This window comes from Xenorhabdus koppenhoeferi (assembly GCF_900116635.1).
Lineage (GTDB): Bacteria > Pseudomonadota > Gammaproteobacteria > Enterobacterales > Enterobacteriaceae > Xenorhabdus > Xenorhabdus koppenhoeferi.
The window spans coordinates 112,692-132,468 of the sequence record NZ_FPBJ01000001.1; the positions used below are offsets into that span (position 1 = coordinate 112,692).

The 19,777-nt window shown below is 45.1% G+C and carries 16 protein-coding genes and 1 pseudogene; 6 read left to right on the forward strand and 11 right to left on the reverse strand.

Annotated features, from left to right (window positions below; translation table 11 throughout):
- Window positions 1-133: 133 nt before the first annotated feature.
- The 7 genes from panC to sfsA form a co-directional block, all read right to left on the reverse strand.
- On the reverse strand, window positions 134-991 hold the full coding sequence (gene panC / locus BM329_RS00515; RefSeq protein WP_092547352.1) for a pantoate--beta-alanine ligase: 858 nt from the start codon (window positions 989-991) through the stop codon (window positions 134-136).
- 38 nt (window positions 992-1,029) lie between these two features.
- Window positions 1,030-1,821 (reverse strand): 3-methyl-2-oxobutanoate hydroxymethyltransferase, encoded by a 792-nt coding sequence (gene panB, locus BM329_RS00520; protein WP_092547354.1) that lies wholly within the window; start codon window positions 1,819-1,821, stop codon window positions 1,030-1,032.
- Window positions 1,822-1,956: 135 nt separating this feature from the next.
- Entirely contained in the window at window positions 1,957-2,448 is a 492-nt protein-coding gene (gene folK / locus BM329_RS00525; RefSeq protein ID WP_092547356.1) for a 2-amino-4-hydroxy-6-hydroxymethyldihydropteridine diphosphokinase, read from the reverse strand.
- Between the two features lies 1 nt (window position 2,449).
- Window positions 2,450-3,808, reverse strand: coding sequence for a polynucleotide adenylyltransferase PcnB (gene pcnB / locus BM329_RS00530; protein ID WP_245758981.1), 1,359 nt, complete (start codon window positions 3,806-3,808; stop codon window positions 2,450-2,452).
- A gap of 301 nt (window positions 3,809-4,109) precedes the next feature.
- Window positions 4,110-4,997, reverse strand: coding sequence for a tRNA glutamyl-Q(34) synthetase GluQRS (gene gluQRS / locus BM329_RS00535; RefSeq protein ID WP_092547360.1), 888 nt, complete (start codon window positions 4,995-4,997; stop codon window positions 4,110-4,112).
- A 57-nt stretch (window positions 4,998-5,054) separates the two neighbouring features.
- On the reverse strand, window positions 5,055-5,510 hold the full coding sequence (dksA, locus tag BM329_RS00540; protein WP_092547362.1) for an RNA polymerase-binding protein DksA: 456 nt from the start codon (window positions 5,508-5,510) through the stop codon (window positions 5,055-5,057).
- A 200-nt stretch (window positions 5,511-5,710) separates the two neighbouring features.
- Entirely contained in the window at window positions 5,711-6,421 is a 711-nt protein-coding gene (gene sfsA / locus BM329_RS00545) for a DNA/RNA nuclease SfsA (RefSeq protein ID WP_092547364.1), read from the reverse strand.
- A 326-nt stretch (window positions 6,422-6,747) separates the two neighbouring features.
- Here sfsA and mrcB point away from each other — a divergent pair.
- Window positions 6,748-9,168: pseudogene (gene mrcB, locus BM329_RS00550) on the forward strand (bifunctional glycosyl transferase/transpeptidase); the annotation flags it as partial.
- 220 nt (window positions 9,169-9,388) lie between these two features.
- Here the strand turns inward: mrcB and hemL are convergent.
- On the reverse strand, window positions 9,389-10,672 hold the full coding sequence (gene hemL, locus BM329_RS00555) for a glutamate-1-semialdehyde 2,1-aminomutase (RefSeq protein WP_092547366.1): 1,284 nt from the start codon (window positions 10,670-10,672) through the stop codon (window positions 9,389-9,391).
- Between the two features lie 304 nt (window positions 10,673-10,976).
- Here hemL and erpA point away from each other — a divergent pair, with 304 nt between their 5' ends.
- On the forward strand, window positions 10,977-11,321 hold the full coding sequence (gene erpA, locus BM329_RS00560; protein WP_092547368.1) for an iron-sulfur cluster insertion protein ErpA: 345 nt from the start codon (window positions 10,977-10,979) through the stop codon (window positions 11,319-11,321).
- 99 nt (window positions 11,322-11,420) lie between these two features.
- Here the strand turns inward: erpA and btuF are convergent, their stop codons facing one another.
- A complete protein-coding gene (gene btuF / locus BM329_RS00565; protein ID WP_092547370.1) occupies window positions 11,421-12,290 on the reverse strand; it encodes a vitamin B12 ABC transporter substrate-binding protein BtuF in 870 nt (289 codons plus the stop codon).
- A 27-nt stretch (window positions 12,291-12,317) separates the two neighbouring features.
- Window positions 12,318-13,016: a 5'-methylthioadenosine/S-adenosylhomocysteine nucleosidase gene (gene mtnN / locus BM329_RS00570; protein WP_092547372.1), complete on the reverse strand. Its 699-nt coding sequence runs from the start codon at window positions 13,014-13,016 to the stop codon at window positions 12,318-12,320.
- 114 nt (window positions 13,017-13,130) lie between these two features.
- On the opposite strand from mtnN, the gene dgt reads away from it, so the two are divergent.
- Window positions 13,131-14,657, forward strand: a complete 1,527-nt coding sequence (gene dgt / locus BM329_RS00575) for a dGTPase (RefSeq protein ID WP_092547374.1) — start codon at window positions 13,131-13,133, stop codon at window positions 14,655-14,657.
- Here the strand turns inward: dgt and BM329_RS00580 are convergent.
- Entirely contained in the window at window positions 14,650-16,989 is a 2,340-nt protein-coding gene (locus tag BM329_RS00580; RefSeq protein ID WP_092547471.1) for an ATP-binding protein, read from the reverse strand. The genes dgt and BM329_RS00580 overlap by 8 nt on opposite strands.
- Before the next feature lie 53 nt (window positions 16,990-17,042).
- Here BM329_RS00580 and BM329_RS00585 point away from each other — a divergent pair, with 53 nt between their 5' ends.
- The 3 genes from BM329_RS00585 to BM329_RS14610 are packed head-to-tail and all read left to right on the forward strand — an operon-like array spanning window position 17,043 to window position 19,643.
- Window positions 17,043-17,264: a hypothetical protein gene (locus BM329_RS00585; protein ID WP_092547376.1), complete on the forward strand. Its 222-nt coding sequence runs from the start codon at window positions 17,043-17,045 to the stop codon at window positions 17,262-17,264.
- Entirely contained in the window at window positions 17,252-19,489 is a 2,238-nt protein-coding gene (relA, locus tag BM329_RS00590; protein ID WP_092547378.1) for a GTP diphosphokinase, read from the forward strand. The genes BM329_RS00585 and relA overlap by 13 nt, the downstream gene beginning before the upstream one ends.
- A gap of 4 nt (window positions 19,490-19,493) precedes the next feature.
- Window positions 19,494-19,643, forward strand: a complete 150-nt coding sequence (locus BM329_RS14610) for a hypothetical protein (RefSeq protein ID WP_177216152.1) — start codon at window positions 19,494-19,496, stop codon at window positions 19,641-19,643.
- Window positions 19,644-19,777 lie beyond the last annotated feature (134 nt).

Genomic DNA, 19,777 nt, shown 5'->3' on the forward strand with positions numbered 1-19,777 from the left:
ATAAGAGGCTCCTGCCTCTCACCAGAGGCCAGCCTTTGGCTGGGCAAATTCGTTCCCGACGAATTTGTCGCTCTCTTACCGTCGCGTTATATCCCGAAATCCATTGGGTATATACATATTCCACCATGAAAAATCAGATAGTCAAATCAACTTGCTGATTATCAATCAATCGTGTTTGCCCTAACCATGCGGCCATCAGGATCACGGCTTTTTTACTTTGTGTTGTCAGTGGAGCCAGATTTTTTGCATCGCGGATAAACAACTCATCCGGCATAAAACCTGCTTCCCGCAGGTGTACAGATGCCAATTCAATTAATTGTTCTGTATTTTGTTCACCATGCTGCAATTTTTCTGCGATAAACCGCATAATTTTATTCAGCAAAGGTGCAATTTTTTTCTCCTCATCAGACAGGAGATTATTACGTGAACTCAATGCCAATCCGTTTTTATCACGGACAATAGGCACGGGAACCAGCGTAATGTCGTAAGCCATATCTGCAATCATTTGGTGGATAATTTTTAATTGCTGAAAGTCTTTTTCACCGAAATAAACGAGATCAGGTTGGATCAGATTAAACAATTTACTAACAACCGTGGTGACACCGCGGAAATGACCCGGGCGGTTGATACCTTCGAGCATATAAGAAAGCTCCGGTACTTCGACAAAAGTCTGGCTGTCATTTGATTCATTGGGATACATTTCACTGGCACCGGGAGCGAAAACAAGTTCAACCTTGCGAAGGTTCAATTTTTCGCAATCTTCCTGCAAAGTTCGTGGATAATTAACCAGATCGTCTTTTCGGTCAAATTGCATCGGATTGACGAAGATACTGACAATAACGACATCGGCTTGTGCTTTGGCGGTATCAACCAGTGCCATGTGGCCATCATGCAGATTACCCATAGTAGGAACAAAGGCTATACGTTTGCCTGCCTGATGCCAACGGCGGATTTCACGACGCAAAAGAGGGATGGTTTCTATAATCAGCATTGCTCTACTCCTTTAATTAGCAGTCATGCTGGGGATAATTATTTGAATGAGTGTTCTTCGCTGGGATAGATACCGCTTTCTACCTGTTCGATATACAGACGGATGGCATCCCGTATATTACCCGTTTCTTTGAGGAAATCTTTGGCAAATTTAGGTGATCTTGCAGTGATACCCAGAGCATCGTGCATAACTAAAATTTGTCCGTCAGTCAGGTTACCGGCCCCAATGCCAATGACCGGAATTTCCAGCGCTTCGGTAACACGTCTTGCCAATTCGGTCGGAACGCATTCCAGTACGAGTAACTGTATACCCGCTTTTTCCAATGCAATAGCATCATTAAGTAATTTCTGGGCAGAATCGTCACTGCGTCCCTGAACTTTATAACCACCAAGTACATTGACCGATTGTGGTGTCAGCCCCAAGTGTCCACAGACGGGAACGGCACGCTCGGTCAGCATCTTAACGGTATCACACAGCCAGTCTCCACCCTCAATTTTGACCATATTGGCTCCTGCCCGCATTAATACTGCCGCATTGTCAAAACTTTGTTCTGGGGTGGCATAACTCATGAAGGGCATATCTGCGATAAGAAAAGCGTGAGAGACACCAGCGCGAACGCTTCGGGTATGGTAAGAGATATTTTCAACGGTGACAGGCAAGGTAGAGTCAAATCCTTGTACGGTCATACCGAGTGAATCACCAATGAGCATGACATTAATACCCTGTTCGGCAAAAAGCTGGGCGAAACTGGCATCGTAAGCGGTGATAGTCGCAAACTTGTGTTTTTCTTTTTTTAGCTGGCGCAGGTCAGCCAGGGTTGTTGGTTTCATTACATTCTCCTGAGTGGTTATCCCCTGAATAGTTACCCTCTGAGTAGTTATCCTCTAAATAGTTACCCCATAAATAGTTATCCCCATTATTTTTCAAGTTGTTACTTTGTTGTTGGTTGTGCCGCTATTCGAAATTTATTGGGTATCCACCCAAAAAGTCAGGCCATTTTCCGGAACTTGCTTTAATCGTTCTGCCAATATTTCTCCATCGGGGAATACAAGGTCTGGAGCAATTTCTGCGAGTGGATAAAGCATAAATTCACGCTGTTTTAAACCATAATGGGGAATAATCAGGCGTTCAGTATTGATTATATAGTCACCAAACAACATGATATCCAGATCGAGTGTTCTTGGTCCCCAACGCTCATCTTTGCGAACCCGGCCCTGTGCCAGTTCGATTGCCTGAGTGTGATCAAGCAATGTTTCTGCCGGTAATTGAGTATCCAGTGCGACGGCAAGGTTGAGGAAATCTGGTTGATCCTGTGGTCCCATTGGTTTAGTTCGATAATAAGATGATCGAGCAACAAAAGTAGTGTCAGGGATCATTGTCAGAGCAGCAAGAGCGTTATCGACTTGCTGCAAAGGAGAGGACATATTGCTGCCAATAGCGATATAAACACGCGTCATATTAGCTATTGTTCCTATTCTGGCGAATGCGTCCAACACGGCGGGGACGTGTTCTGCGGCGCATGATTTCATTGCCCAGCTCTGAGATCATTGAGCGTTGTTGGGGAGGCGTTGACTGTTGAAATTCTGCCCACCAATGTACCAGTTCTTTCAGTTCATAGCGCGGCTCAATGCTGGCACGCAATTCCAGTAAATCATATGCAGCACGGAATTTCGGATGTTCCATCAGTTTATTTGCCCGCTTTCCTTGACGGCGCGGCAGGCGAAGCTGGAGTAACCAAATGTCGCGCATGGTTGTGGTATAGCGTTTTGGAATGGCAATCGAGCGACACTGTTCATCAAGGATGTCATTCATTGCCAGCGCAAAAGCATCATAATACTGTAAGCCGCCTTCCTGTGACAGTTTCTCTGCATGTTCAATCAACGGATACCACAGCATGGCTGCAAATAAGAACGCGGGATTCACTCGTTGATCGTTCTGGATGCGGTGGTCAGTATTTTTCAGCACCTGCACCAGCAATTTTTCCATTGGTGAATTACCATCGTGGCTGAAACTACGTTGAATCAAAGGAAACAGTGGTTGGAACAAATGATATTCGCAAAGCAGTTTATAGGTGCTGTAGCCTTGCCCTGACTGTAATAACTTAAGAGACTCTTCGAACAGGCGCGCTGAGGGAATATCGCTTAAGAGAAACGCAAGGCGAGGGATCGGTTCAGCAGTCGCCGGCCCGATAGTCATGTTCAGCTTGCTGGCGAAACGGATGGCACGCAGCATACGGACAGGATCTTCCCGATACCGGGTTTCAGGATCACCAATAAGGCGAATGATGCCTGCCTCCAGATCTGCCATCCCGCCGACATAATCCCGCAGGGCGAAATCTTCAATGCCATAGTAGAGACTATTGATCGTAAAATCGCGACGAACGGCATCTTCTTCAACTGAACCGAAGATATTATCGCGTAGTAACATACCGCTCTGTGCTTTATGTGATTGATTCCGGTCGTTGCTTTCAACTTGATCGTGAGATCCGCGGAAGGTGGCTACTTCAATCACATCATGCCCGAACATGATATGGGCAAGTCGGAAGCGCCGTCCGACAAGGCGGCAGTTACGGAATAGCTTACGAACTTGTTCTGGCGTAGCATTGGTTGCTATATCGAAATCTTTGGGCTTTTTATGCAGCAGTAAGTCACGAACGCCGCCACCGACCAGATAAGCTTGAAAACCTGATTTATTCAGGCGATACAGAACTTTCAGTGCATTATCACTGATATCCTTGCGTGAGATTGGATGCAGCTCCCGTGGGATCACAGTGATCGGGGAGTCCGAAGGCTTTGCCTTTACGGATTTTTTCTTCATTTTGTCTTTATAGGCATGTGATGAAGATGAATTATTTTCTCTGCGACGTTTGCGCGGAGAACTGCTCTCTGCTTGAGCAGAACGGTCCGATACGGTGACTGGCCTTTCACTGACTACCTGTGTGTTGCTTTTTACCCCGTTATCACGGATCAACAGATTACGGCAGAAAGTTGCTACTCGGTTAAAAATGGTACACCTCGATAGTGACTAATCAATTAAAACAAAAAAACAGCCGCCAATCATAACTTACTGGACATTTTTTGAGAATGCTTACAATGCTAATAGAAACACTTTATTTAAATTAGCGATTGGTTATGTTTTTAGGCGGAACCACATTTATATTCCAACCAACGATAGCCTGCTGTAGCAATTGATCTGTGGTGAGGTCTTGCCAGCCCGTGATAATAGGTTGATTTAAAAATGATAGCGCATCAATAAGTAATGGTCTTGGATCACCCAAAGGAATCGGTTGGGCATGATTTTGCTTAGAGAGTTTAGTTCCTTCTTTATTAAGTACGAGAGGCAAATGTACGTAATCTGGTGTTTTAAAATTCAAATGCTGATACAGAGAGAGCTGACGGACTGTTGGTTCAATTAAATCGGCTCCCCTGACAATTTCAGTGATGCCCTGATAGTTATCATCAATAACAACGACAAGATTATAGGCGAATAGACTATCTTTGCGATGAATGATGAAATCTTCTTTCGCCATCGCTGCGGGAACGGTGATGTAACCCTGTAATTTATCGTGAAAACCATATACCGGATGGTGTTGCTTCAGGCGGATTGCGGCATGGTGCTCGGATAGGTGCAAATGTTGGCAGTGACCATCATAAAAACCGCCCAATTGCTGAATGCGCTGGCGGGTACAAGCACAGCAATAGCTCTTTTGCTGCTGTTTTAATTGATTGAGGATGGCACGGTAGGCTTCATGGCGTTGGGATTGATAAAGAACATCCCCATCCCAGCAGAAGCCATAATGTTCAAGGGATTTCAATATCCGACTGGCGGCTCCGGAAATTTCTCTGGGAGGATCGATATCATCAATACGCATCAGCCATTTTCCGTGACAGGCACGGGCTTGCAGATAACTACCCAAAGCTGTAACGAGGGAACCGAAATGAAGATCACCTGAAGGAGATGGAGCGAATCGCCCAACATATAACGAAGAATGTTCAGATTGAGTCATATCAAGATCATTATAGGGAGATACGGCGCCATTGGGCGCCGTATTTAGCCCTATTGGTTAGCCAGCCATTTGCTTTTCGCGAATTTCGGCTAACGTTTTACAGTCAATACATAAATCGGCTGTTGGGCGAGCTTCCAAACGGCGAATGCCGATTTCAACTCCACAGGATTCACAATAGCCGAAGTCGTTCTCTTCGACTTTTTTCAGCGTTTTCTCGATCTTTTTGATCAATTTACGCTCGCGATCCCGATTACGTAATTCAAGACTGAACTCTTCTTCTTGCGCCGCACGATCAACTGGATCAGGGAAGTTCGCTGCCTCATCTTGCATATGAGATACAGTACGGTCTACTTCATCCCTGAGTTGATTGCGCCATGCTTCCAGAATCAGCTTGAAATGCTCTAACTGGGCATCGTTCATGTATTCTTCGCCTGGCTTTTCCTGATAAGGTTCTACCCCAGCGATGGCGAGAATGCTCAAGGACGAGGTTTTGCGTTTTTGCCCTTCTTGCATAATGCTTCTCCTTACACACGCACTATCAAACGACCCCCCCCCCAACAGCAGGGGGGAAAAAAATAGGCCGCTATAAATAACAGATGACTGCGAGGTTGGCAATTGTTCCTGCCATTAGTTTTGCAATGGTGTGAAGACAGACATGTTTACTGCTTAAATATATTGCAAAACCACTCTCGCCAGTATGATCTGTTTACAAATTATCCTATTGATAAAAAAGGTAATTTGTCACTTATAACCATTCTGTTTTCTGTCATATTGGCCTTATAACAAATTACTTCGACTCCAGAATTACACGCTTGTTCCAAAAGAAAAGCATAATCATGGTCAATATGTTTTGCTGCCGTAACCTGACTGACCCCAGAGTGTAAAACGACAAATAACAGGACAGCACGCTGACCTTGTTGTGATATCAATGATAGCTCACGTAAATGTTTTTGCCCTCGAATGGTTATGGTATCGGGGAAAAAACCATAATTTCCCTCTAATAATGTCACTGACTTTACTTCAATATAACAATTAACTCTTTGTTTTGACTGTAACAATAAATCTATGCGGCTTTTCTCTTTTCCATATCCCACTTCACGATTGATGTGCTCATAACCGGATAATTCCGAAATTACATTATTTTCAATGGCCTGATAGGCCAACTCATTGGCTCTGAGCGTATTGACACAGATCCAGTGTCCAGTTTGAGTCTGAGTCAGCTCCCAGCTATTCGGATATTTGCGTTTGGGATTGTCCGATGTGGAATACCACACGGTATCTCCCGGTGTAGCACAGCCTGTCATTGCGCCAGTATTGGCACAATGTATAGTGAGCGTTTCTCCTTCTGGCGTAAGAAGATCCGCAAGAAAGCGTTTATAACGGCGAATTAAAATAGCGGACTTTAGAGCGGGTGAAAATTCCATAAACTTTCCTTCATAACCAGTGACCGACGTTATAAAAAGTCAATAGTCTCAATGAGCTGAAATTCAATGAAATGAAATCAAATGTGTCAATGCTACAATGGCTCTTATTGAAAGTTAATCCATTATATACACAATGGATTTCAAGTTGCATCGCGACGGCAAGAGAGTAAATCCCCGGGAGCATAGATAACTATGTGACCGGGGTAAGCGAGTGCCGCCAACAAAGAGGCAGTTTGAAAGACGAAGTGTATAGTGATTCTTTGTTATTACCGATTTATAACTCATTACCCGTTTATGATGTAAAAGAGTATGTGGAATAGCAAAGGCGAACATCAAAAAAGCGCAATCGGCGGGATGACTATGATGATTATGAAAATGATGATTTTGACGACGATGAGGATGAAGTCATGACGAAAAAAGGGAGGAATACCCGCCCATCCAAGGCTCAGGCATCAAGGAGCAGAGGGAATTGGATTTTATGGCTGCTGTTGAAAATCTTTATTGTGCTGGCGGTAATTATTATTATTTATGGCTTCTATCTGGATAACAAAATCCGCCAGCGCATTGATGGTAAAGTCTGGGATTTACCCGCCGCAGTGTATGGTCGGATGGTCAATCTTGAACCGGGCATGAATTACAGCAAGGACGAAATGATTCATTTGCTGGAAGGCATGCAGTACCGGAAAGTGACAAAAGCGACCCGGGCCGGTGAGTTTGTTGTCAGGGGAAACAGCATTGAAATGTTGCGTCGGCCATTTGATTTCCCTGATGGTAAAGAAGAACAGATTCAGGCTCGGTTATCCTTTGATAATAACCATCTTACCAGTATTGAAAATATGGAAAACCAGCGTCAGTTTGGTTTTTTCCGCCTTGATCCGAAATTAATTACCATGATGCAATCACCGAACGGTGAACAACGTCTGTTTGTCCCGCGTTCAGGCTTTCCCGATTTACTGGTTCAGACTTTATTGGAAACAGAAGATCGTTATTTTTATGAACACGATGGAGTCAGACCACTTTCCATCGCTCGCGCTATATTGGCTAACCTGACAGCGGGACGTACAGTGCAGGGGGGGAGTACTCTGACGCAGCAATTGGTAAAAAACCTGTTCCTTTCCAATGAGCGAACCCTGACTCGTAAAGCGAATGAAGCGCTTATGGCCTTACTGATGGATGCTCGTTATAGCAAGGATCGCATTCTTGAATTGTACTTGAATGAAATCTATTTGGGGCAAAGCGGCGATGAACAGATCCGTGGTTTCCCCTTAGCGAGTCAGTACTATTTCGGGCGCCCGATTGATGAGCTAGGTTTGGATCAGCAGGCATTGCTGGTAGGTATGGTGAAAGGAGCATCGGTATATAATCCGTGGCGCAATCCGAAAAGAGCACTGGAGCGGCGCAATATTGTTCTGAAAATACTCCAGAATCGAAATATTATCGATCAGGAATTGTATGATCTATTGAGTGCCCGTCCACTTGGGGTAAAACCGAAAAATGAGGGGCTTACACCACAACCTGCTTTTATGCAGTTAGTTCGTCAGGAATTGCAGAAAAAGTTAGGTGATAAAATTAATGATTTATCAGGTGTAAAAATCTTCACTACCCTAGATCCTGTTTCACAGGATGCGGCAGAAAAATCAGTGGAAGAAGGTGTCGCCGCTCTGCGAAAAACGCGAAAGATCAAAGATCTTGAAGGCGCGATGGTTGTTGTGGATCGCTTCAGCGGCGAAGTTCGCGCGATGGTTGGTGGTTCCCAACCCCAATACGCAGGATTTAACCGGGCGTTGGATGCCCGCCGCTTGATTGGTTCTTTAGCTAAGCCTGCGACTTATCTGGCAGCATTGAGCCAGCCGGATAAATATCGCCTGAATACTTGGCTGGCAGATGAACCCATTTCTGTCCCTCTGACCGGTGGACGATCCTGGGAACCCAGGAACTTTAGCCGTACCTTCAGCGGACGGGTGATGTTGGTTGATGCGTTGGCACGTTCGATAAATATCTCAACAGTGAATCTGGGGCTGGATGTTGGACTGGATCGCATTACCAGCACCTTAATCTCACTGGGTATTCCGGCGAAAGAGATCCAGCAGGTTCCTGCCATGTTGCTGGGCGCGATTAATCTGACGCCAATGGAAATGGCGCAAGAGTTCCAGACCATTGCCAGTGGCGGTAATCGGGCTAAACTCTCTGCACTGCGTTCTATCATTACTGAAGACGGTACTGTGGTTTACCAGAGCTATCCACAGGCTGAGCGAGCTGTGCCGCCACAGGCTGCTTATCTGACACTATATGGTATGCAGCAAGGCGTGGCACGGGGTACAGGCCGTTCACTGACCGGAAAATACGGCAAATATAATTTGGCGGGGAAAACCGGTACTACCAATGATCTTCGTGACAGCTGGTTTACGGGAATTGATGGCAAAGAAGTCACAATTGTCTGGACAGGGCGCGATAACAATGGCCCAACCAATTTGACGGGCGCGACGGGGGCGATGACGATTTACCGCCGTTACTTGGAAAATGAAACGCCACTGATGCTGAACAACCGTCCACCGGAAGGTATTGTGGATATGTCGGTCAATGAAGATGGAAGTTTCAACTGCGCTGATAATGGCATCAGGATATTGCCGGTTTGGACAGACAATCCAGAGGGCTTATGCCAGCAGTCGGTGCAACAGCCGATAGAGGAGCATGAAAAAGAAGCTCCGGGTTGGTTGCGGGAAATGTTTAGTCAGCAAGGACATTAGACCTGCTCCCCTTGTGCTTGTAGTTGTAACACGATTCAGGAACGTGCTAAACACATTCGTGAGCGTATCTAGCAGACAAGAAATAAAATGTTTGATTACTCAGTCCGGTTAGTGATCTGTTTGGATTTGACGATTGATTAGATGCAAAAATCGGACTGAGTTCTCTTCAAGTGATCTATTGTCCTGAAATCCATTGGGTATAAATGAACAATAGGATAATTTATTTCAATTTAGCAAAGCAGCGTGCCGATGCGTCAATGGTACGCTGGATATCTTCATCGGAATGAGCGATGGACATAAAGCCTGCTTCAAACGCGGAAGGGGCCAGATAAACTCCTTCATCCAGCATCAGGTGGAAGAACTGCTTAAAGCGTTCAACATCACATTTCATGACATCCTGATAGCAGGTGACACTACCCGCATCGGTAAAGAAAATACCGAACATGCCACCAACGTGATTAACAACCAACGGAATGCCCGCTTTTGATGCCACGTTTTTCAAACCTGAAGCCAGATTATCAGTCAATTCACTCAAACGCTGGTGAACGCCCACTTGAGCAACTTCTTTCAGGCAAGCCAGACCCGCAGCCATTGCGATTGGGTTACCAGAAAGGGTTCCCGCCTGATAAACAGGGCCGGTTGGTGCCAACTTTTCCATGATCTCCAGACGACCACCAAAAGCACCGACAGGCATCCCGCCACCAATAATTTTACCAAGAGAAGTGAGATCCGGCTTAACATCGTAATATTCTTGTGCCCCGCCCAGAGCGACACGAAAGCCTGTCATGACTTCATCAATAATCAGCAGGGCACCGAACTCATCACACAGCTTACGCAGACCCGGCAGAAATTCTGGCATTGGTGGAATGCAATTCATGTTACCTGCGACTGGTTCGACGATGATACACGCAATTTCTTCTGGATATTTTTCGAAGGCTTCGCGGACGGAATTCAGGTCATTGTAGACACAAGTCAGGGTATGCTTAGCAAAATCAGCAGGAACGCCCGGAGAGTTAGGCTGACCAATAGTCAGGGCGCCAGATCCTGCTTTTACCAGCAGACAATCAGCGTGACCGTGGTAACAACCTTCAAATTTAATGATTTTATCACGTTGGGTATAACCGCGAGCCAGACGGATGGCACTCATGGTGGCTTCTGTACCTGAGTTCACCATGCGAACCATATCCATTGAAGGGACAAGTTCTGTTACCCGTTTTGCCATTTCTACTTCGGCAGCAGTTGGTGCGCCAAAACTTAATCCACGCTCAGCGGCTGCAATGACGGCATTGCGGATAGCCGGATGGTTATGTCCGAGCACCATCGGTCCCCATGAACCGACATAATCAATATAAGCGTTGTTATCGACATCATAAAGATAGGCACCATCGGCACGCTCGATAAAGACAGGCGTACCGCCAACACCATTAAAAGCACGTACAGGTGAATTGACACCGCCGGGGATCACATGTTTTGCCTGAGAGTAAAGCGTTTCGGACTGGCTCATTAATTAAAGCTCCTGAAAGATAACGGTCAGATAGAGGGATAGGGGGATGCCATTCTAAAGCACCCTAATGGGGAAGCCAAATAATGATAAATATTTACGTTATGCATTTGTTTGGCAAAACTTGAACGAATCAGTCAGGTATTGGATAATCGTCGATAACTGATTAGAAAATATATACCCGTTATCTTTCAAGTTGTAGCTTTGTTGGCTACGCTCACTCGTTGTCGCTCTGCATCTTGAAATCCATTGGGTATAAGATGATCTTTTGAGAACTTTTACCGGAAAATCGGACTGGAGTAAAAATATGAGCGATGATGCTGCATTGCCTTTGCAGTTTACTGATGCCGCAGCCAATAAAGTCAAAGTACTGGTTGCCGATGAAGATAACCCGAATCTGCGCCTTCGGGTCTATATTACAGGTGGTGGCTGTAGTGGTTTCCAGTATGGTTTCACTTTCGATGACCAAATTAACGAAGGTGATATGACAATTCAGAAACAAGGGGTTGAACTGGTGATTGACCCGATGAGCCTGCAATATCTGGTAGGCGGTTGTGTGGATTATACGGAAGGGCTGGAAGGTTCTCGTTTTATCGTCACTAATCCAAATGCAAAAACAACCTGTGGCTGTGGCTCCTCTTTCAGTGTCTAATTGGATTTATTTTACATTGCAATAAATAGCCGCCTTTACAGGCGGCTATTTATTGCAATGTATTTTCAGTCTTAAGAAGCAGGGCAACCGAATATTATCCTATTTTGCTTGATTGTTGGAATAATTTAACTGCTTACAAAGTTGCTCTGTTGCCAGAATAACCCTCGGCCCTGCACGGCCAAACCAGTCATCATTGAGTGCGATGATTTTAATATTCATGTGTGGTTGCCAGAAATCTGCGATCCGTTGTTTATGCTCTTCCGTACCGCCCATTACTATTACTTCCGGTTTGCGGGTAAGTACTTGCTCACGATTAACCTGTGGCCACGGAACAGGGCTGTCAGCAAAAATATTTTTTCCACCGCATGTGGAGACAATCTCACTTTGAATAGTGTGATCAGATGACGTAAAAATAGGATTCATGCCAAACTGTAAAAATACCCGTTTAGGGGACTGGTTGGCATAATCCTGTTTTAATTGATTGAACGCCTGACGAATATCTGAAGCGGATTTTTTGGCTATATCGGGACTTGGGCTATAGTCAGCAAGACGCACCAACTCTGCCGCGACATCTTCTACTTTTTTCACATCAGAATAAAAAATCGGAATACCCAAAGCGGCCAGTTGTTCCAGCGGGCGCTGGGGATTGCCGCCACGCCATGCCAGAATCAGGTCAGGTTTCAGTGAGATAATCCGTTCTACATTAATGCCTTGCCAATCCGCAACTTGTTCCAGTTTTTTGGCTGCTCCGGGATAATCGGAATAAGCACTGACTGCAATAAGCTGATCGCCCAGTCCTGCTGCGTAAGCAAGCTCTGTTGTTGATGGCGCAAGGCTGATAACGCGGGAAGCGGCGGCATAAAGTGGAGCACTGAAACCATATAAAAAGCTATATAAAAAACCATATAGAAGAAATGAAAAGGCCAGCCAAATAGATCGGTGAAGGGCAATCTTCAAAAATGATTTCATTATTTATGATCCACTTTAAATGATGATTTACTGCTTGCTGAGTTCGGACAGCATGGCGTTGACCATCCGTGTGGATTCACGGGCGGCGACAACCAAAAACTCATCAAAGCTGATATGGGATTCTTGATCGGCAATATCAGAGATGGCACGGACAACAACAAACGGAACTTTATACTGGTGACAAACATGACCAATCGCTGCTGCTTCCATTTCAACCGCCGCGACTTTCGGGAAAGTCTCTCGAATACGTGCCAGTGATTCTGAGCCATTGATAAAGGCATCACCGCTGCAAACCAGACCACGAATAGCATTCAGCTCAAGGGATTGGATACACTTTTCTGCCAGAGTGATTAATTGTTTATCAGCAATAAAAGCGGGTGGACATTGTGCCATTTGTCCTGATTCATAACCAAAAGCGGTAAGGTCAGCATCGTGGTAGCGGACTTCTTCGGAAACTACGATATCCCCCACTTTCAACTTAGGGTCAAGACCACCTGCTGAACCTGTGTTGATCACAATATCTGGCTGGCAATGTTCAATCAACAAAGTGGTTCCAAGTGCCGCTGAGACTTTACCGATACCGGATTTCAGTAAGGCGATATCAACGCCATTCAGTTTGCCGGTATAGATTTCACAACCGCCTCGTGACAATATTTGCAGACCTTCAATCTGGTCACGCAATAGAGTCACTTCTTGTTCCATTGCACCTATTACACCTACTTTCATTGTGTCATACTCGCTTATTAATGGGTTGATTTGAGTCGGGAAGTGTATCATTGAATAATGATTTACCGGAGATTCCTATTCTAAATAATCGTTTCATTCGGCATGGGGGGATTAATGTCTAAGATTGATTTCAAACAGAAGCTAAATTACCAGCGTAAGTTCAGTAAATCTTCCATCCACCCTGATGATGAAGATCAAGTATCACGCCAATTTGAAAGTGATCGGGGGCGGATTATCAACTCAGCCGCTATTCGGCGATTGCAGCAGAAAACACAGGTATTTCCACTTGAGCGTAATGCCGCCGTGCGTAGTCGATTGACGCATTCTCTCGAAGTTCAGCAAATAGGACGTTATATCTCAAAAACGATTATTTCGGAGCTGACAAAACAAAATTTGCTGAAAAAATATGGGCTGAGTGAGCGGTTACTTGCCTTTGAAAGCCTGATAGAAATGGCCTGCCTGATGCACGATATTGGTAATCCCCCATTCGGCCATTTTGGTGAAGCGGCGATTAAAGATTGGTTCTCCCGCCGATTAGACCCTGATTATTCACTCAAAATGAAAGATCGGCAGGATGGTTGTAACGTCGCGGCATTGCTCCTGAGCGGTGATGAGAAAAAAGACTTATTCCGTCGGCAATTGCGCAAAGACTTATGCCAGTTTGAAGGCAATGCTCAGGCTATCCGTCTGGCGCATAATCTGCTCCGGCTGAATCTCACTTATGCCCAAATAGGCTGTATCCTGAAATATACTGGCCCGGCATACAGTCTGGAAAGGAACCCTCTTGAATTCAGTTATCTCATGAAGAAACCGGGTTATTACTGGTCGGAAGATAGTTTTATTCGTGAGCTGAGAAAAGAGCTGCAAATGGGGGATTTTTGTCGCTTTCCCCTGACATACATTATGGAAGCCGCAGATGATATCTCCTATTGCATTGCGGATTTAGATGATGCTGTTGAAAAGGGCATCTTTAATGTCGATCAATTACTGGAATACCTGAAAAAAGAGTGGGATGAACAGGGGGGGCACAGGAAAGGTGACTTATTCGAAGCCACGGTAATGCAAGCCCATAAAAAAACAGCCAATAACGAAGCTCGCCGTAATATTCACGAACAGTTTTTTATGTACCTGCGGGTATTTATCACGGGGAGACTGGTTCCTTATACTGCCAAATTGTTTATTGAAAATTTGCCCGAAATTTATGCGGGTACATTTAACCACGCCTTGTTGGAAGGGAAGGGAGATGAACACCGCTTGTTGAAAACCTTGAAAAATGTGACGCGTAAACGGGTTTTTAATCATCCTGAAGTGGAAGAGCTGGAATTACAGGGTTACCGGATTATTAACGGATTACTGGATGTATATAGCCCTTTGCTGGAGTTGTCCCGGCAAGACTTTGTCGAACTGAATCAGAATAATTTCCACAAAAAATATTTTATTGAAACACGCTTGTTGCACAAACTTTCTGCGAAGCATCGTCTGGCTTATAGCGAATCGGTAGAAGGAATTGTTGCCACTGATGAAACTGAAAAAGATATACTCGAATTTTATTATCGGGCACGTCTGATTCAAGATTATATCAGTGGTATGACAGACCATTATGCCTACGAAGAATACCGCAAGTTTATGGTAACTAAATAAGGGGTTTGGTGGTTCTGAATATATCAGGGGCTGCAGCAATCACGTGATTAATTTCATCTATAAACTCCAGCAATTCCGGCTCAAGATCGGCCAAAGCAATATCTTGTTGAAGTTGTTTTTCGACGAATTCGCAAATCGCTTTCAGTTTGGGAACGCCGTTATAGCAGCAACTGCCATGCAATTGGTGGACACAGTGCTGAAAATGTTTGCGAGACAATTCGCCATCGTTAGATAAAGCCCGCTCAATCATGCTTTTCATCTCAGGCAAAGATTGTAGCAGTATTTCCAGCATCTCCCGTGCTAATGGTTCCTTGCCGGCGGTTTGTTGTAACGCTATACCCCAATCAATGGCTGGCGGCTTTTTCTGCTGGCTGTGTTGATTCAGCAAGGCTTTCAGACGGTTCTCATCCAACGGTTTAGAAAGGCAGTCAATAAACGGCGCATTTTTTGCCTCACTACAAGCAAAGGCGGTGACGGCGACAATCGGTGTTTCTCTATGCTGAGGCAATTGATGGATCTGTTCAGAAGCTTGAATACCGTCCATATCAGCCATTTGAATATCCATCAAAATCAGATTCAGAGCGTGTTTTTTTGCTGTTTCCAACGCTTCCATACCACTGCTGCACAGCAGGGTATTCTCAACTTGCTCATTTAATAGAGCGCCAATCAATTTTAAGTTTGCGGGATTGTCATCCACAGCCATTACAGTTATCGGTAAACGCGTTACTATTGAAGGAACGGGCACAAGCTTTGGTAGTGATCCGAATAAGCATTCTTCTTTTTCCAACCAGATATCAAAATAGAACACTGTGCCTTTGGCAATTTCACTGGTGAAATCAATCTCCCCCTTCATCTCATTGACGAGTCTCTTGGTAATACTCAGGCCTAGCCCTGTTCCTCCATAATGGCGGGTAATACTGGCATCTGCCTGATTGAAGGCTTGGAACAAAATCGGACGGTATTCCGGTTTGATGCCGATACCTGTGTCCGTTATGGAAAAATCGATCTGTACAAGGTGGTGCTGTTGCTGGCGTAATTTGATATTCAGTGCCACGTAGCCTTTATCGGTAAATTTAATCGCATTACCAATAAGATTTGTAAGTATTTGTTGTAGGCGAATGGGATCGCCAATCATCAGATTAGGCAGTTTTTCATCAATATGATGATTCAATGGCAGATTTTTCACACTGGCAGCGGGAGTAAGTAATTCAATAACTTCATTGACGGTATCGCGCAGCAGAAAAGGGACTTGATCCAGTACCAATTTATTGGATTCCAGCCGTGAGAAATCCAAAATGTCATTGATGATTTTCAGCAGGTTGTTTGCTGAACGATCAATAACATACAGATATTCCATCTGTCGGGAGGTAATGGGGGTCTTTAACATTTGGCGGGTAAAGCCAATGACACCGTTGAGTGGTGTGCGCAATTCATGGGACATATTGGCCAAAAATTCGGTTTTGATCCTGACGGCCTCTTGTGCCCGCTTTTTGGCGATGGTCAGTTCCACATTCTGGATTTCCAACTGTTCCATTGTGATTTGCAGATCAGAAGTGGCTTGATCAATATGGAGCTGCATCTCGTTTTTATACTTTGAAAGTGATTCAGCCACGGTATTGATACCATTTTGAAGCGCAGCCAATTCTCCCGGCATAGCACCTGTCACGCGGCTGTTCAACTGCCCTTGTCGAATGCGATCCACGGCTTTGACCATGCAGTTCAGGGGTTGGGTCACTTTGCGCACCAGAACATGAGCAAACAAGGCTGTTCCTCCCAGACACAGAATCAACAGGATAATGGCAGTGGCAATCTCTTTGTATTGCTGAAGCTGGGCGACGCGTAAATCCAAATCAATCGCGATATAACCGATGGGCTGAGTATTGCTGGCGGGATTGTTCCACTGATTAGAAGGCTGTATTTCTGAGATAATCGGCATCTTCAGGATGATGCTATTGCCATACTCTGTCTTGGATAATGTCGTTGGGATAAGTTCATCGGGTGTGAGTCTCAGGTGATTGACATTATATTTGTTATTCGAAATATCAAATAATTTATGGTGCTCATCGAAAATCGCAATTGCCCTGACAATTTCAGAGTGACGGCGGTGCAGGCTGTTTATCAATGACTTGACGCGTCTGTGATTGTCCAGATTAATGCCAACTTCGCTGGCGATAGATAGGGGTTCAATAATGCTTATCCCACTTCGGACTATCAGGATCTTCAACTCGTAATAGCGGTATGAGATAAATGATATACTCACAAGCGTTCCGACCAGTAAAACAGGAACCAATATCAGGCTCATCATACGGGTACGTAGGCTATATTTGGTCATAGGCATCCATTGTGGGAAAATCATAACTCAATTTTTCAAAGTCAGTCAGAATCATGGTGCAATTTTACCCCCCAAATCGTCGTTCCGTAAACCGAGACATTATCTCCGTTGCCTCAGATAACCTTGATGCTCAAGGGCAGGGCATTGCCCGTCATCAGGGAAAAACTATCCCACAACACTGGCGCGGGACAGCAAGATTATGCTGGAGGCGGGTTATCATCTTGTCAGTCGTGAGCCAAGGGCTATCGAGTAGGGAGAAATTATGGTTGCGGTAAGAAGTGCGCATCTCACACCGGCAGGTGAATTTGCTGTCGATAAGTGGATCGCAAGTTTAAATATTACTAACCCACAATCCAGTGCGAAATTGGCTGAAACATGGCATTACTGCCACGAAAAAGTCCAAATTCACCCCGATGCAGAATTGCTGTTGTGGCGCGGTGTGGAAATGGTGGAAATTTTGTCCACATTGAGTATGGACAATGACAGTATGCGCGCCGCGCTACTTTTCCCCATCCTTAATTCTAAGCTGATCGATAGCGAAACAGTGACGGAAACTTTTGGTAAGTCCATTACGAATCTGGTCAATGGTGTTCTGGAAATGGATGCCATTCGTCAGCTAAAAGCAACACATACTGACTCTACTTGCTCAGCACAAGTCGATAATGTTCGCCGGATGTTGTTGGCAATGGTAGAAGATTTTCGCTGTGTCATTATCAAGCTGGCAGAACGCATTGCCCATTTGCGGGAGGTGAAAGATGCCAGTGAAGATGAGAGAGTGCTTGCGGCTAAAGAGTGTTCCAATATCTATGCCCCTCTTGCTAATCGTCTGGGGATTGGGCAGTTGAAATGGGAACTGGAAGATTTTTGTTTCCGTTATCTGCATCCTGATGAATATAAAAAAATTGCCAAACTACTGCATGAGCGCCGGATTGATCGCGAACAATATATCGAGAAATTCATTGCAACTCTGCGTAAATACATGCTCAAAGAGGGAGTTCGTGGTGAGATATATGGCCGTCCCAAGCATATTTACAGCATCTGGCGAAAAATGAAGAAGAAATCCCTCTCTTTTGATGAGTTGTTTGATGTACGTGCTGTTCGGATTGTTGTCGAACGTTTGCAAGATTGCTACGCGGCTTTGGGGATAGTGCATACTCACTACCGTCATTTGCCGGATGAATTTGACGATTACGTTGCTAACCCGAAACCGAATGGTTATCAGTCCATTCATACTGTCGTCTTGGGACCAAATGGAAAAACCCTTGAAATCCAAATCCGAACCCGTCAGATGCATGACGATTCTGAACTTGGGGTGGCTGCCCATTGGAAATACAAAGAAGGCGCTGCGATTGGCAGTGGTAAATCTGGCAGTTATGAAAGCCGCATTGCGTGGTTACGTAAACTGATCGCATGGCAGGAAGAAATGGCGGATACCGGCGAGATACTGGATGAAGTGCGCAGTCAGGTATTTGATGATCGGGTTTATGTCTTTACGCCAAAAGGTGATGTGATTGACCTGCCAATCGGCTCTACGCCGTTGGATTTTGCTTACCATATCCACAGTGATGTCGGGCATCGTTGTATCGGGGCGAAAATCGGGGGACGTATTGTACCGTTCAGTTATCAGCTCCAGATGGGCGATCAGATAGAAATCATCACCCAGAAACAGCCTAACCCAAGCCGTGATTGGCTTAATCCTAACCTTGGCTATGTCACTACCAGCCGTGGTCGGGCGAAAATCCATAACTGGTTCCGTAAACAGGATCGCGATAAGAATATTATTGCCGGTAGGCAAATGCTGGACAATGAGCTGGCGCATTTAGGGATCACGGTTAAGGAAGCTGAGAAAGAACTGATTGCCCGTTATAACGTCCATTCGTTGGAAGAAGTGCTGGCAGGCATTGGTGTTGGTGACATCCGTATCCACCAGTTGATGAATTTCCTGCAAAGTAAATTCAATAAAATCACGGCGGAAGAAGAGGATCGCGAAGCGCTTCGCAATCTGGAAAACAAAGCCTATACACCGCACAATACAACCAGAGACAATGGCCGTATTGTCGTAGAAGGGGTGGGTAACTTAATGCATCACATTGCCCGTTGCTGCCAGCCTATCCCCGGTGATGAAATCATCGGGTTTATCACCCGTGGGCGCGGTATTTCCATCCATCGTTCTGATTGTGATCAACTGACAGAATTGGAAGCCAGTTCACCAGAGCGGATTGTTGATGCGGTATGGGGAGAAAGTTATTCCAGTGGCTATTCCCTTGTGGTTCGGGTGCTTGCCAATGATCGCAGCGGATTATTGCGTGATATCACAACTATCCTCGCCAATGAAAAAGTCAATGTATTGGGTGTCAGCAGCCGTAGTGATGTTAAGCAGCAGCTTGCCACCATTGATATGAACATTGAAATTTATAACTTACAAGTACTCGGGCGGGTATTGGCGAAACTTAATCAATTGCCTGATGTGATTGAAGCCAGACGTTTACACGGTAATTGATGATATGGACGACATATGGCGCAATTGCGCCATCCCCCATATTTTCAGGAGCAGCGGCGAAGAAGCGATAGGAAGCTGGGAACAGCGACATTGGATGAGATGGAAGGATGAGATGGAAGAAATGTGGCAACGAGTCAAAAAGCAGCAGTCATAAGGCAGCGATAACGGCAAATAACGAGTGAAAAGCGAAAAGGATGTCGCATGAATAGCTGAATAATCTGAATTGGGTGAAAAAATTCCATATTAATAACTTTCTGAATTTAAAGAGAAAGCAGTGCCTTAGTTTTG